Genomic DNA, 14,849 nt, shown 5'->3' with positions numbered 1-14,849 from the left:
GCTGAGCCTTAAAGTTCAGTTCATCCAAGCGGCTTGTGTGAATGTATAAGCGTCGCAATTCCCAAGTGGACCCATCGCAAAGGTCAAATGTTGGCGGTGATTGATAAGCGTGGGTGAGATCACCTGCACGCCCCACTGCAGAAATACGCCAGTGCCATCTTGGGTCATATCATGGCTGCCGAACCACGAATTTGTACCAATCTGCGTCCAATCAAGCTGTGGCGCCATTTGTTCGGGCGTGAAGTTGGGTCCGAAAATGCTACGGTTTCCGGATGTTTGCAGAGCAGCCATTTGCGTTTGAGCAGCGCTTTCAATCGCTGCAGAACAGCCCGAGAAAACCTGATCCTGAATTTCGATTATCCAAAATCCATCACGCGGCTGAATGCGCGCGGATTGCATGCTATCAGGTTCGGGCGTTAAGTCTTGGGTATCTTCCTCACCAACGTCAATGACCGAGGGCTCTTCTCCCTGGAGTTCACCATTGGAAGGCGTTGTCTCGAGATCGTCTTCGTCAAAGTCCATTTCGCTGTCATCGAGATTCACAATGGGCGGCGGGCCATCACCACCGTAGCGTTCATTCACGCCTTCTGGGGGTAAGTCGGTCCAGCTGACAGGCTTACCCCTTTCCAAAACAACCCCTCTAGCACCAGGCGGGCGCTCGCCTTCGATCAGCAGGTCAGCTTCTTGGATTGTTACGTCGCTCTCATGTTGAAGGACCCCTTCACCGTCAGGATCAACGACATAGACGTCTACTGTATCCGCAAAAACGGGGCTCGCGGTGAGCGCGGCAGTCAGAACTAGGTGCTTCATTGAGCGTCTCCGGTCAATTGGTTCAAAAGGGTATCAAGACGCTCTTCGTTCAGCCAAATGCCGACAGGTTTGAACGATAGGCTGCTTTGGATTAGCGCAATATCGGCCAAAAGTGCGGGGTCATCGGTTGTATCATGGCAAAACATGCCAGTGACCAATTCCGTACATGGTCCAAGATCCGCCATGCGTTGCGGTTGGTTCAGTGTGACGAAAAACGGACCGCTTGAGGTGTTGGTCGTCATATTGAACATCGGCATATCGCGTTCGATCTCTATTGGACGTTCTGCCCCCCAGCCCTCGGGCAGGTAAAAATCAACGGGGACGTCAGACATCGTCATTTCACAATGCTCGCCAACCGAGCAAAAGAACGCGACATCAAGGGCTAGATCCTCCCCCTCGGTCTCCGGTTTGAGAACCACAACGTTCGCGCGCGGGTGCCCCGTACCAAGCTGAATATTGGAAACACCATGCAGTGTGCCGGACTGAGCCGTAACCTGATAGTTCCCAGGCGTGCGTCCAAAATCGTCTAACAGATACCCGCTTGATACCGCCATTACGGCTGGAACCTCGGAATCCAAGAACTGAAGCGTCCACGTCACCGGATTTTGTAACCGCTCATTGCGTTCATCGACCGCGATAAGTTGTTGATCAACTGGGGTGGCATCGCGGGCGGTATCGGCGGCGGCGAGATCACCGGCCTTGATCAGCAGCACATTCGCAGTACCACCATCTTCGGTCGATATCTCAGTCGTCCAGCCCGCGCCTTCAGGGGTCATCGCGTAGTCTGTGCTGGCCCCATGTACTGCAATGGTCATACTCAGCCCCAGACCGCCATTTAACATCAATGTCGCGTCACCAAGGCCGCCCTTTGGGCCAAAACCCCAGCTTGGGTCGGCCTCAACCACGAGCCCACCGGTACCCGTCGGTTCACCTTCTGCGTGGTTCAGTTGGAAGCTAATGAGTGGAATGGTGCGTTGGCTGTTTTGCATGACCAACTGCCAATCACCATGCAATTCGCCGATGTCCAGCAGTGGAAATTCTTCGCCACCCATCGCATCCGCTTCTGTGCTCATGTCTTCTGTATCAAAGCCGATTGCACCATCCTGCGGCAAAGGCATACCAACAGCTATCTGGCCCAAGGCAGTCGTTTTTGATCCAAGGCTGTTTTCAAAATCAGAACTAAAAACAAGATCATATAATCCTGCTTCATCAGGAGCCGTCAGTTGAAAGCCATAATCTGTGGCCATCCCCTCTACGGTTGTCCGGCTGACCCGCTGACCTGCCTGCATGAATTGGAATCCGTCCCGGCGATTGCTTGAACCCGCCCAATACGCATCAAAAACTTCACCTACCTTAACCTCACGCGCGCCTTGCCATACAGGATCAATCGTTGCGGCAAAGCTGATCGGAATGCGCGCATATTCGGTGCCGTCTGTTGCAGTGGCGACCAATTCAAAGTCGCCCGGCGTTTCGGGTGATGGCACGCGCACGGCAGTATAGACGTTAGCATTAGGCGACACGCTTCCAGCGCGAATAGCGTCAGCTGGATCAGTGCTACCTGCAGGGTAAATGAACGCGCGATAGAAAGACGAGCGATCAATTCCAGTTGTATTGTTCAACAGAACAATATGCTCTTTGCCAGCATCCAAGATTGGTAACTGGCCGTCGCGCCAAATCACGTAGTCAGCTTGAACGCCTGAAACTTGTAGATCTATGAACTCCGTCTGATCAGTGATCTCCACAATACGTTCGCCAGATATGCCATCCCCTTCCACCCGCAACGTCACGGGACCAAAATCCAATTGAAGCGGCAAACCCGGAATGACAACGGTGTCGTCAGTTAGCGTCCCAAGCTCAACATCATTGCCATAAATTGTGACCTGCTCAGGCATTGCAAGAAGACTCCCATCCATGCGTACACGGATCGTCACTTCTTGGTAATCTTGTGCCGAGTCTACCACGGGTTGGGGCGCATTTGTCACCTGCACAACCCCGTCCATAGCATCAGCCAATTCGCCAGCGTCAGCGGCATCGAAGTACAGCCCGCCCGTGGCATCTGCCAAGCATTGAAGCTGCGCCTTGTCGCCTTCCGCGATGTCAAACCCAATTACATGGGTTGTGAAATCCAGACCAAGCGCCTCGAGTTCAGTGCCCACAGCACAAGGGTCTGCATTGCATGTCTCGACTCCGTCAGACAGTAACACGACGGTCGCAGCGTCTTCAGTATAACGCAAGATCTCGGCGGCTTGCCGGACTGCGTCAGACAATGGCGTTTTGCCAATGGGCGACAGGCCTGCGAGCAGTTCAGAGGCGTTAGAACCATCACCTGGTGTAGAAAGTGTTTCGATATCCGCGCAATTTCCACGCTCCCGGTGGCCATATACAATCAATCCTGTGCGTGTGCCGGTGGCCTCCCAGTCGCCCAGCAGCCCGTCAAATGCATTGCGGGCAATTTCAACCTTGGCGACGCCATCAACCTGCCCCCACATGGAACCGGACATATCGAACACCACCATTACGTCATTGTTCGTAGTCTGAGAGAAAAGTGGGGTCGCTGTAAAAAGCGAGACGATCAGTGGTGCTGCAATACGCATCGACTATCCTTGAAATCGTCTGAAGAATTGACACTTCGTTCAAAATTCGTTGCACTGGAACAATACGGCACACTTTCCACAAGGTAAGAGTTTCCTTAGTCATGGCTTTTGAGGTGAAATATTGTCCCTTATTAGATCCGTCGCGGATCAGTTAGAGAAGCAGTCGACGTACGCAGATACGTGGACATCTGCGGTATCGCACCTCCCACAGATGGGGTTGTCCAAAGTCGTTTTTTTGGACCTGAGCGCTCGAAAAGTTCCGTTAATTTTAAGCAATGGCGACGATGCTTGGACGCAGGAATATACGGAAGCTGTAAAAGCGGATCGTGATCCGTTTGCACGCAGTTGCTTGACCTGCCTATCGTCACAACCGACAGGTATCGGTCATTTTGAGCACCATCAGCACTTGCCGCAAGAAGCGTTGGATCAGATCGCCAAAGGTAGCGCCTCACTGAATATTTCGATGGGCATGTCCGTCACCCTTCTACCTGATGCGCAGGGTGCGGGCGTTGGGTTTAACTTGATGAACAAACTTACACTTGCTGAATTTGCCGAACTACGCATGGAGTTTGAAGACACTTGGCGTGCTTGGTGCCAACTGGTTTATGCTGGCCTGAATATGCCAAACGACGATGGGCCAGCCCTGACCGTGCGGGAACGCGATTGTCTCGCCTTCTTTGCCGATGGCATGCGCACGGCCCAAGTCGCCTATAAGTTAGGCCTCTCTGAGGGCACCGTGGAACTACATTTGCGCAACGCCCGAGGGCGGTTAAAGGCGAAAACCCGAGACCAAGCGGTCGCGCTCGCTGTTCGAGCTGGCTTGATCTAACAGTAAGGTCTTCTCTCCGTTGGTTTACGAGCAGGATGATGACCGCGAAGCAGGGCGACTAGCACTGAGATGACATCTTTAGACCTTACGACGTTAAGAAAGCGGTTATTGGTTGAGAATACCTCAAGGTCTGCTTTGTCCTGCGTAGCTGAGGTTCAGGTAAGCTAGACCGGTCGCGATCGCAGCGAATAGCTGCTTTGGTATCCATTTTTCACTTTGCGCATGCTTCCCCTTTTTCTGATTGTGCAATCGCATTTGAAAACCAGGGGGCAGTGATCGTGAGCGACGTTGTTTTCTTCACAAATCAACTAGAGTTCAGCGGCTGGATTGAAGGCCATCCTGAAGCCAGCGAAATCTGGGTGGGTTATAATAGAAAAAGCACCAACCGCGCGAGCCTGACATGGTCGGACTCCGTCGATGTTGCGCTTTGGTTTGGGTGGATCGATGGGGTGCGCAAATCCATTGATGATCAAAGCTATAAAATTCGTTTCACCCCGCGCAAGCTGAACAATGTTTGGAGCGCGGTTAACGTGACCAAGGTGCAGGGATTCATACCGCTAGGCTTGATGAAACCGGAGCGCTTGCATGTTTACAACAACCGCTCAGACGTGAAGGGCTACACTTCGGCTGATCGAAACATACCGCTGTCAGACGCGTTTGAAGCACGGGTGCGGGCAAATGATGCAGCATGGCAGTTCCTGAACAATCTGGCACCGTCTTACCGACGGGATTCGATTTGGTGGGTCATGAGCGCGAAGAAAGAGGAAACCCGTTTGCGCAGGCTCGAGGTCTTGATCTCATCCTCTGAAGAAGGGCTGAAAATTCCGTCAATGAGGAAAAAGTAGCCAGTCGACTAAGCGGCATTCGGCACGTCTGCATTGTGGCCTACCATCATGCCTTTCCTTTTGGTGGAACCTGACTATCCTTGCCAACTATGAGTATGAATAGACGCCATTTTATCGCCGCTGCTGCCACAATGAGCATCACGGCTTGTGTGGGCAATGCCCCAACCGCGCAACCCGTTAGCAGTGGAGGATTGCCCGCAGATTTGCGCCCCGTCGCAAACGCGGATTTCACGAGTTGGGTCGCGCGATTTAAGTCCCGAGCGACCAACGCTGGGATTTCATCGGCTACGTTTGATGCCGCCTTCGCGAACGCTGGCTATCTTCCGGGGGTGGTCACGCGGGACGGTTCGCAAATTCAGACGCGGCGCACATTGGAAGAATACCTTTCCATTGCTACGTCTGATGATCGCCTTAGCAAGGGGCGCGCAGCGCTGGCGCGTTACGGAAACACATTGAACGCAATTGAAGCCCGTTACGGTGTGGATGCGCACATCGTTGCGGCGATTTGGGGTATGGAAAGCCAATTCGGCGAAAAACGCGGCCTGATACCAGTGGTGTCTTCAACGGCGACGTTGGCGTTTGACGGGCGACGTGGGGATTTCTACGAATCCCAACTGGTCGCGGCGTTGCGCATTCTAGAACGTGGTGACACTACGCCTTCGCAGCTGACCGGAAGCTGGGCTGGCGCGATGGGGCACACTCAGTTTATTCCGACGTCTTATCAGTCTTTCGCAGTCGATTTTAATGGTGATGGACGCCGCGATATCTGGAACGATGATCCAGCGGATGCATTGGCGTCAACGGCCAGCTATCTGGAACGTAACGGCTGGCGATCTGGTTTGAAGTGGGGTGCCGAAACGGGCACTGGCGGCCCGGATGGGCGCACCATTCAACCGCAGGCAGGTGGCGTGAGGTTTACCGTGACGCGCAATTTCAATGTGATCAAAACCTACAACAACTCTGACCTGTATGCGCTTGGCGTTGGCCATTTAGCGGATCGTCTGGGTGGCGCTGGGCCGTTGCAAGGCAGCTTTCCACGTGATGCGAACGGTCTTTCGCGCGAAGACAGATTGGCAATTCAACGTGGTCTCGCGGCGCGCGGTTATGATGTTGGAACAATTGACGGGGTGATCGGTCGACTGACCGAAGCTGCGATCAGTGATTTCCAACAACGACAGGGGCTTGCTGTTACGGGTGTTGCCTCCGCTGAGGTGCTGTCGAACCTTCGGTAACGTGCTGTTGTTTTGCGTATCGGCCTTGTTGATGCGCAGATGCAAACTAAGCAGAGTTTGGAGTTACCATGAAGACTTGGGTGAATCGGGTGGCCGTGCTGGTCGCATCGCTTGTTGCGATTTCGGGCGGCATGGTTGCCTGCAATTCATTGCCGCAGCCTGTTAAAGCCCCACAGTCCGACACGTTGCGCGTAGCGACATACAATGTTCATTACATTTGGATGGGCCGCGAAACGGGCGACTGGTCGCTTGGCGATTGGGAACGGCGCAAGGAGCCGCTGCAAACGGCGTTTCGCAGTCTTGAGGCAGATGTTGTAGGCTTTCAGGAAATGGAAAGCTTTGGGCGCGGCATGGCGCCTGCGAACCTGACACTGGATTGGTTGCGCGACCAAAACCCAGACTACGCAGCGGCGGCTGTTGGCGACCCAGCGGAGTTCCCCAGCACGCAGCCGATTTTCTACCGCCAGGACCGTCTGGAATTGCGCGATCAAGGGTGGTTCTTTTTCAGCGAAACGCCTGATGTCATTTATTCGCGGACTTTTAACGGATCATGGCCGGCGTTCGCGTCTTGGGCTGAGTTCGAAGACCAGAACGGCAGTGTGTTTCGCGTCTATAACCTGCACACCGAATACCGCAGCATGTCGAACAAACAACTGTCCGCTGCACTGGTGGCCGAGCGTATCGCCGCGCCTGCGAACCAGATGCCTGTCTTTGTTATCGGTGATTTCAACGCGATCCGCGGGTCCACGACCTTGGGGATACTCGAAGACGTGGGCGTCACATTCTGGCCCTCGCAAGGCTCGTCATTCCATTTCAATCGTGGCCTGAACCTTTTTCCCGCAATCGACCACATTGGTGGGATCAACGGGGTTGAATCCGTGGGTGAGACGTTTTCGGTTAGGGGCCGTTTTGATGGTGAATGGCCAACGGACCACTATCCCGTTGTCGGGGATTTCACACTTCGTTAGCCCCAGATCAAATGGGTGACGTGATAGAAAATGGGCGCGGCAAAGATCACGCTATCTAGCTGGTCGGTGAACCCGCCTTGGCCGGGGATCAGGTGGGACCAGTCTTTGACGCCTCGGTCTGCTTTGATGGCGGCGAACACCAGATTGCCGAACATACCAGCCGTGGACGCAAGTGCCGCCATCGCCATCGCACCGCCGATCCCAAACGGGGTCATCCATGCGAGCAGCCCACCAATGATGGCCGCAGACACAACACCGCAGGCCATGCCTTCCCACGTCTTTGCAGACAGGTTGGGAATGATGCGGGTTTTGCCGATGCGACGGCCAAAGAAGAAATCCAACAGGTCGCCAAATTGAACGACCATGATGAGGAACGCGATGAGCAAAACACCGCGATCCGCTGGATATCCGGCGACGTCGATCATCAACAAGGCAGGGACATGGGACATGCAGAAAACGGCGATCATCAGTGCCCATTGGGTTTCCGCTACGCGAATTAAGAAGCGGTCGGGATTACCACGCAAAGCGGAAACGACGGGCAGTAACAAAAACGCATAGACGGGGATGAAAACCGTATAAAGCGCTTGCCAGTCGAGGCCGACGAACAGGTATTGCAGAGGCAGCACCACAAAAAAGCCGAGCGCGAGGGCGAGGTGGTCGGCCTGACGTTTGTTGGTTAGCGTCAGGAATTCGCGCAATGCGGCGAAGGACGCGAAGGCGAACAAAACGATGATGCCCACCTTTCCGGCGATCAGTGCTAGGGTGAACAGGATGACCATGCCCCACCAGCTACGCACGCGGGTCTTGAAGGTAACCACGACTGGGTTGTCCTCACCACTGCGCGCACTCAGGACCTCACCGATGAGCGTGAGCGCGAGCATGAGGCCGCAAACGGCGAAAAATAGTCCGAGAATATCAGAGCTGGTCGAGGTCATAACCGATCCTCTCGACTTGGCGCGAGATCGACGAGTGCAGTTGATGCACGTTCAAGAAAGGCGTCTTTTGTCTCATTGTCCTCGACGTGGATCGGCTCTCCGAAGGTGACGGTGCAGATCAGCGGGAGCGGGATGACCTCGCCCTTTGGCATGATCTCAGTCACATTGGCGATCCATGTCGGCACGAGGTCAACGTCAGGGCGGGCTTTGCCCATGTTGAACAGACCCGACTTAAACGGCAGCAACGGATCTTCCGTCATATTGCGGTTGCCTTCGGGGAAAATGATGAGGGACGAGCCGTCATCCAAGGCATCCAGAATGTTTTGCATGGGGTCATGGCTTTCATCGCGCGCTTCGGGGCGGCGGTCGACCAAGACGCAGTTAAAAACCTCGGGGCCGACAAAAGCCCGTAGTTTGTTTTTCAGCCAGTAGTCTGCGGCAGCAACAGGGCGCACGTCACGGCGAATGTTGGGGGGCATGCATGACCAGATCATTGGCATATCGGCGTTGCTGACATGATTGGCGTAATAGACCCGCTGTTTGTTGACCGGTTCAATCCCACGCCAATCCGCACGTACGGCCGTGATAAAGCGAGCAAACAAAGCAATGGCTTGGCCGACGATCTTGGCTGCAAATCTGCGGGGAAGGGACATGAGTGATTTCATTCCGGTGAGTTTGGCTGAGGATGGCAGGTTTGAAAAGGGGTGCGCCCCGCTACCCTTGGGACAGGGAAGGAGCGGGGCGCTTGCCGTGAGCGGCAACTGGGAAGGCTTTATGCGGCTTTGTCGTCTTCACCGCCGATGTAATCCGCCAAAAGACGTTCATTGCGGGCCTCTTCGACGCGGGTGATCCGGTCTTCTGAGAGGCGGTCATCAAAGCGCAGTTTCACGAAGTTCACCAAGGCGAGGGTCAGAAGAAGAATGCCGATCCCCCAGTAGCCTTTGGTGGCCATTGGCACGTCTGGTGACATGTATAGGGACAAGGCAAGCATGCCGTAGGCGATCACTACGCCGATGCCGTTAAAGAAAATGATCAGGCCGTTGTCAGATTTGTTAAAGTTACTCATGGTTCTATTCCTTCGATAAATTTCAGTGTGTTAAGCGGATTTCTTGGTTTTCAGACGGGCGAGGACGTCGTCCGCTGTGGTGCGTGTGGCGGGGCCAAAGCCCTGATCTGCCATGCGATCAGCAAGGGTTTCGTGGCCCAAGTCGCGATCGATTTCGCGCAGGATTTCAGACTGTTCAAACGGGTCATCTTTACCCATTACGCGACCAATCAGTTCCTCGGCTTCCTCAACATTCGAAGTGCGACCGATTGTCGAATTCAACTTGGACTGGATCGCCTGTTCACGGCGCACAGCGCGGGCTTGGATGGCGCCTTGTTTGAGATCAATGATGCGGCGGTGACCGGCCTCGATTGAGTTGCGCAGACGGATGACTTTTTGATCCAACCGATCACACGTTTCAGTGCGGATCGTCAGTTCGTTTTCCATTTGCGCAACCGCTTGTGCGGCTTCACCTGCCAGATCATCACGACCCTGATCCATTGCGTCTTGGGCACGGGTCATCATGTCTTTGATGCGGTTTTTAAGGGCATCGCGCTGGCGTTCTTCCGAGCGTTGACGCTGAATCAGCGAGGCGAGGGTGGCTTTCGCCGCCTTAAGGGATGTCTCGGCTTCGCGGATTTTCTGGTCGATCAATTCAATCGCAAAGGCATCGCGGACGCGGTCTTCGGAGCGTGCGTTGACCCCTGCAATGAGGGTTGAGAGTGTCTTGAACATATCGCTTCCTTTCATCTGTCGCGGTTCACTGTGTATCGTGAACGTTGTTCATGAGTTAGATTTAGCGATGCTGCTGGCTTCAATCAAGTAAAAACGTGAACAATGTTCAGGAAATTTGAGATGAAGAGGCTAAGTGGTTGAGAATCAACGAAATCATTCCATCTAATTGTGCGGCGGGAACGCCTGCTGAGGCCTCGTCCAATCCCAAAAGTACGATTCCATGCACGCTTGAGAACAATGCTTTGGTCAAAAGCGCGCGATTCTCTGCGCTGTGGTCGGGAAAGATGACGGATAGGGGCGCATCGATATAGGAAAACAGCTGTCCCATTTCCTGCAAATACCAATCCGGCGCGGTTTCACCGCTAGGGCGTTCCAGATCAAACAAAGCGCGCCAAGTGTTAAAGTTGGCAGCGGCAAAGTGGTGATAAGCGTGGGACATAACGATAAGCTGTTGCGTCGCATCTTGTGGTGCTTCGGCCAAAGATTCCGCAACAGCAGCGCCTAACCGTTTGAAAGTACGAGCGTTCACGGCCAGTACAAGGTCATTCAAATCGCCAAACACATTATAGATCGCGCCAAGCGCACAACCTGCGTCTTTGGCCAAGTCACGTGCACGAAGGTTTTTTAAACCGTCGGATGTGATCCGACGCTCGGCGTTTTCGATTAGGGTGTCGCGCAAAGCCGCGCGGCGCAATTCAACTTTTCCGGCCATAGTTATCCCTCTGAACTTGGTTCAAGACTACGGCCCAAGGGCAGGATTGCAAAGGGTGTGCAGCCCGTTTTCTTAGCAAGGTGAAAGCGAGGCGCGTAGGCTTCGTTCGGTTAAGCCTTAACGGGAGCACCGCCAGCAAACAGATTGCGGCCATGATAGCCAATCGGATCTTCCTGCATTTGCAGGTGCAAACCGTCATCGGTTAGCGGATGCGCGCGGGCGAGGGCTTCATCAACTTCAATGCCAAGGCCAGGCGTAGTTGGGACGTTCACATAGCCGTTCTCAATGGTGATCGAAGACTTGATCAGCGCGTCGTGGAACGGGGTTTCAATCGTCTCGCACATCAGGATGTTTGGAAGCGTCGCGGCAAGTTGTACGTTGGCGGCCCACTCAATCGGTCCTGCATAAAGGTGCGGCGCGACCTGCGCGTTGTAGACCTCGGCGAGTGTCGCGATCTTTTTGGTTTCCCAAATACCGCCAGAGCGACCAAGCGCAGGCTGTAAGATATTGGCGGCACCAGACCGCAGGATCGTCGCAAATTCGGCCTTTGTGGTCAGGCGCTCGCCAGTAGCGACTGGGATTTTGACAGCAGCGGCGACCTTGGCCATTTCCGCAACCGCGTCCGGTGGGATGGGCTCTTCGTACCAAAGCGGGCTGAACTTCTCGATGGCTTGACCCATGCGAATAGCGCCGCCAGTGGAAAACTGGCCATGGGTGCCAAACAACAGATCAGTGTTCGGGCCGACGGCATCGCGGATTTTCTGGCAGAACGCGACCGAGGTTTCGATGTCATGCATCGACGGCATATGTCCGGAACGGATGGTGTAGGGGCCGGCGGGGTCAAATTTTACTGCGGTATAGCCTTGTTCAACTAAGCTTACCGCAACCTCAGCGGCCATGTCCGCAGATGCCCAGAATTCTGGCAACGGATGCTGGGGTTGCGGGTACAGGTAGGTGTAGGCGCGGATTTTATCGTTCATCCGCCCACCGATAAGTGCATGAACGGGGCGGTCGCGGTCTTTGCCCAAGATGTCCCAACACGCGATTTCAAGGCCTGACCATGCGCCCATAACCGTCAAATCTGGGCGCTGTGTGAAGCCGCTAGAATAAACACGTCGAAACATGAGTTCGATGTTCTCTGGGTTTTCTTCCTGCATGTGGCGTTCAAACACGTCTTTGATCACGGCCTTCATGGCCTCGGGCCCAACAGATGAGGCGTAGCATTCGCCCCAGCCCACAACGCCTGTATCCGTTGTGACCTTTACCAAGATCCAATATCGCCCACCCCAGCCAGGAGCAGGAGGGGCAGTGATGATGATGTCGAGGTCTTGGAGTTTCATTTACAATCCCATCGCCGTAGCAAATGCCATTAACGCTTGATCAATGTATTCGATAATCTCGACAGACCCGAAAAAATACAAGTCTGGCGCTTCAAAATCATCCATGAAGATTTGAAGTTGAAGGCCGGTTTGTGCATTGAGAACAAAGTCACGTGTTTCGTCAACGGCCATGTTTTTCAATGCAGCGTCGATGGTTACAAGTGCGCTTGGGTCAATTGTGCCAGGGGCGAGCCCTTCAAGAAAGGGGCGCACATTTTCACTGTCAAAATTCATCGACGTTTCGGCAGAATGGCCAGCAACGAGCTGGGAAGGCTGCTTTGGCGCAGAGAACAGGTTTGCTAAAAAACGGATCATCTTTAGGCTTTCATTTTGGCGATGGCTTCTGGTCTAAAAGACGATGACATTGCGCTTGGCTGCACCGGTTTTAGTATCTTCAATTGCCTCGTTGATCTGCTCAAGTGACCACGTACCGGAAATGAGTTCGTCCAATTTGAGACGGCCCTGCTTATAAAGGTCCACGATCCAAGGGATGTCGCGCTTGATCACGACGTCACCCATCTTGGAACCGATCATGCCTTGGCCCGCTGCGGCGAAATTGGCGGCTTCATAGCTTGATGCTGCACCTGAGGCGGGCATGCCGACCATCACGATATTGCCGCCCTTGGCGAGGTAACGGGGGGCTTGGTCATAAACGGGGGCAACACCAACCGTTACCAGCACAGCGTCCGCACCGCGGCCGATCAGCTTTTTGGCTTCGCGCCATGGTGCTTCCGTGCTTGCGAGAACGGCGTCGGTTGCGCCGAATTCCTTTGCCACGTCTAGCTTAGACGGTTCCATATCTACGGCGACGATGCGGCGTGCGCCGGCGATTGCTGCGCCTTGGATCGCGTTGAGGCCAACACCACCCGCACCAATAACAACGACGTCTTGGCCCGGGCGTACCTTGGCGGCGTTCACAACGGCACCGATGCCAGTGATGACACCACAGGCGAGGAGGGACGCGGCTTCCATGCTGATCCCATCAGGAAGCGTCACGACTTGGGACGCGTCCACGACCACTTTTTCAGCGAAGCCACCGCAGGCCATCGCTTGATGCAGTTTGCCGCCTTCAGCGGTTTTGATCGGGCCATGATCGCCGTCATAACCTTCTTCGCAATTGGTCGGGCGGGCAGATGCGCAGCTTGGGCATGTGCCGCATGAACGGATCAGCGTGACAACGACCTTGTCGCCGAGGTTCACACCGTTGGTGTTCGGGCCGACAGCGGTGACCGTGCCCGCCGCTTCGTGGCCATAGACCGCCGGAAGTGAACCGCCCCAAATGCCATCGGCATAGGAAATATCGGAATGGCAGATCGCACAGGCGGCCAAGGTGACCTCAACTTCGCTGTCGATCGGTGATCGGATTTCAATGTCTTGAATGGTGAATGGTTGGCCGAACTCGTGGCAAACAGCGGCTTTGATTTGGGACATAAGGGACCTCGAGCAAAGGGGTTTGGTCGAGGTTGGTTGCAGCGTGCGCAGAGTTCAAGCGCGAAAGCGACTTGCAGTGTCGTTTAGGGTGCGGTTTGGCGAAGACGGCCTAAAAAAACAATCATGCACAAGATCATCAGGAGCGCAGAAAGGATGAAAGCCGCACCTGGAAAATACGGACCTGTTTCAGTTGTGAAGGCCCAGAACAGCTGCGTCATTACCAGAGGTGAGAAAATCATCGCCATGGATTTGGCTGACGAAATGACGCCCTGCAGTTCGCCTTGGCGATCATCACCAACGCGTTGCGAAATCAAACCCTGCAAAGCTGGTGTAACGACAGCGCCTAGAGACGTAAGTGGAACGAAAGCAAGCGCTATCCAACCGTTTGAGATCAGTGTCAGCATGACAAACGCAAGGAAGTTAAAGCCGATACCATAGATGATCGTGCCGCGTTCGCCCAGATGACGCAGTGCGATGCGGATAAGCCCGCCCTGAACAATCGCCATGCCGATGCCAAACAATGCAAGCGATGCGCCGACCATGCCGGGGGACCAGCCGTAGGCTTCTTTGGTGAAATAAGCCCATGTCGCAGGATAAACGATGAAGGCGAATTCATAGAGGAACACAAGAAAGATAAGGCGGCGCACGCCGTCGAGTTGGCCCAGTGCTTTGAAGGCGGCAAACGGATTGGCGCGGCGCAGCACGAAAGGACGACGCATTTTATCGGTGACCGTTTCCGGCAGAACGAAATACCCAAAGAGCAGGTTCAAAGCCCCAAGGAGCGCTGCCGCATAAAAGGGCGCGCGTGGGCCGAATTCGCCCAATAGGCCGCCAATGACCGGACCCAATACAAAGCCGAGGCCAAACGCCGCGCCAACCAGCCCGAAGTTCGCGGATTTTTCCTCGGGTTTTGAGATGTCTGCGATGAACGCCGTGGCGGTTGATTGTGTTGCAGCGGTGATCCCACCGATGACGCGGGTGAGGAAAAGCAACCAGATGGTGCCTGCAACCGCCATGACCAGATAGTCAATCGTCATAACCAGAAGCGAAATAAGCAGAACAGGGCGACGGCCGTATCGATCTGACAATGACCCGAGGATCGGGCCAAAGATAAACTGCATCACCGCAAACGTCGTCGCAAGGATACCACCCCAAAGGGCCGCATCGCCAATAGTGCCGCCGTTCACCTCGCCGATAAGGTCCGGCATCACAGGCAGGATCAGCCCGATGCCCATCGCATCGAGCGTCAAAGTAAGGAGAATAAATGTGAAGGCGCGTTTGCGCTGTGAGGCGTCCATATGGGTTACATAAGGTGAACTGATCAGTTCGGAAAG

Annotated in this window: 15 protein-coding genes; 4 read left to right on the top strand and 11 right to left on the bottom strand. The window is 54.6% G+C overall.

Translation table 11 applies throughout. The features are described from left to right. Nucleotides 1–15: 15 nt before the first annotated feature. Together OSB_RS12275 and OSB_RS12270 are read right to left on the bottom strand one after the other, a co-directional pair. Entirely contained in the window at nt 16–810 is a 795-nt protein-coding gene (locus OSB_RS12275) for a hypothetical protein (protein ID WP_049835277.1), read from the bottom strand. Continuing rightward, entirely contained in the window at nt 807–3,404 is a 2,598-nt protein-coding gene (locus OSB_RS12270; RefSeq protein ID WP_049835276.1) for a vWA domain-containing protein, read from the bottom strand. The genes OSB_RS12275 and OSB_RS12270 overlap by 4 nt, the downstream gene beginning before the upstream one ends. A 121-nt stretch (nt 3,405–3,525) precedes the next feature. Here OSB_RS12270 and OSB_RS12265 point away from each other — a divergent pair, with 121 nt between their 5' ends. The 4 genes from OSB_RS12265 to OSB_RS12250 all read left to right on the top strand — a co-directional run bounded on the left by OSB_RS12265 (nt 3,526) and on the right by OSB_RS12250 (nt 7,278). Next, nucleotides 3,526–4,233: a response regulator transcription factor gene (locus OSB_RS12265; protein WP_143831261.1), complete on the top strand. Its 708-nt coding sequence runs from the start codon at nt 3,526–3,528 to the stop codon at nt 4,231–4,233. Nucleotides 4,234–4,511: 278 nt separating this feature from the next. Then, a complete protein-coding gene (locus OSB_RS12260) occupies nt 4,512–5,078 on the top strand; it encodes a YdeI/OmpD-associated family protein (RefSeq protein ID WP_049836154.1) in 567 nt (188 codons plus the stop codon). Nucleotides 5,079–5,167: 89 nt separating this feature from the next. Next, on the top strand, nt 5,168–6,310 hold the full coding sequence (locus OSB_RS12255) for a lytic murein transglycosylase (RefSeq protein ID WP_049835274.1): 1,143 nt from the start codon (nt 5,168–5,170) through the stop codon (nt 6,308–6,310). Nucleotides 6,311–6,378: 68 nt separating this feature from the next. Beyond that, entirely contained in the window at nt 6,379–7,278 is a 900-nt protein-coding gene (locus OSB_RS12250) for an endonuclease/exonuclease/phosphatase family protein (protein WP_049835273.1), read from the top strand. On the opposite strand, the gene OSB_RS12245 is transcribed toward OSB_RS12250, so the two are convergent. From OSB_RS12245 to OSB_RS12205, 9 genes are all read right to left on the bottom strand, one after another. Next, nucleotides 7,275–8,213 carry a phosphatidate cytidylyltransferase gene (locus OSB_RS12245; protein ID WP_049835272.1) on the bottom strand — a complete coding sequence of 313 codons (939 nt, stop codon included), beginning with the start codon at nt 8,211–8,213 and terminating at the stop codon, nt 7,275–7,277. The genes OSB_RS12250 and OSB_RS12245 overlap by 4 nt on opposite strands. Further along, nucleotides 8,210–8,866 (bottom strand): lysophospholipid acyltransferase family protein, encoded by a 657-nt coding sequence (locus OSB_RS12240; RefSeq protein ID WP_049835271.1) that lies wholly within the window; start codon nt 8,864–8,866, stop codon nt 8,210–8,212. The genes OSB_RS12245 and OSB_RS12240 overlap by 4 nt, the downstream gene beginning before the upstream one ends. 119 nt (nt 8,867–8,985) lie before the next feature. Continuing rightward, entirely contained in the window at nt 8,986–9,279 is a 294-nt protein-coding gene (locus OSB_RS12235) for a hypothetical protein (RefSeq protein WP_049835270.1), read from the bottom strand. 30 nt (nt 9,280–9,309) lie between these two features. Next, nucleotides 9,310–9,993 (bottom strand): PspA/IM30 family protein, encoded by a 684-nt coding sequence (locus tag OSB_RS12230; RefSeq protein ID WP_049835269.1) that lies wholly within the window; start codon nt 9,991–9,993, stop codon nt 9,310–9,312. A gap of 106 nt (nt 9,994–10,099) precedes the next feature. Continuing rightward, nucleotides 10,100–10,705, bottom strand: a complete 606-nt coding sequence (locus tag OSB_RS12225; protein WP_049835268.1) for a TetR/AcrR family transcriptional regulator — start codon at nt 10,703–10,705, stop codon at nt 10,100–10,102. Between the two features lie 110 nt (nt 10,706–10,815). Then, nucleotides 10,816–12,045, bottom strand: a complete 1,230-nt coding sequence (locus OSB_RS12220; protein ID WP_049835267.1) for a mandelate racemase/muconate lactonizing enzyme family protein — start codon at nt 12,043–12,045, stop codon at nt 10,816–10,818. After that, nucleotides 12,046–12,399: a hypothetical protein gene (locus OSB_RS12215; RefSeq protein ID WP_049835266.1), complete on the bottom strand. Its 354-nt coding sequence runs from the start codon at nt 12,397–12,399 to the stop codon at nt 12,046–12,048. 33 nt (nt 12,400–12,432) lie between these two features. Further along, complete coding sequence (locus tag OSB_RS12210; RefSeq protein ID WP_049835265.1) at nt 12,433–13,515, bottom strand: zinc-binding dehydrogenase; 1,083 nt, start codon at nt 13,513–13,515, stop codon at nt 12,433–12,435. An 83-nt stretch (nt 13,516–13,598) separates the two neighbouring features. Further along, nucleotides 13,599–14,813 carry a TCR/Tet family MFS transporter gene (locus tag OSB_RS12205; protein WP_049835264.1) on the bottom strand — a complete coding sequence of 405 codons (1,215 nt, stop codon included), beginning with the start codon at nt 14,811–14,813 and terminating at the stop codon, nt 13,599–13,601. Between the last annotated feature and the right edge of the window lie 36 nt (nt 14,814–14,849).

This window comes from Octadecabacter temperatus (assembly GCF_001187845.1).
Classification (GTDB): Bacteria; Pseudomonadota; Alphaproteobacteria; order Rhodobacterales; family Rhodobacteraceae; genus Octadecabacter; species Octadecabacter temperatus.
Note: the sequence above shows the minus strand (reverse complement) of the source record. Positions and strands in the feature narration are given on the sequence as shown.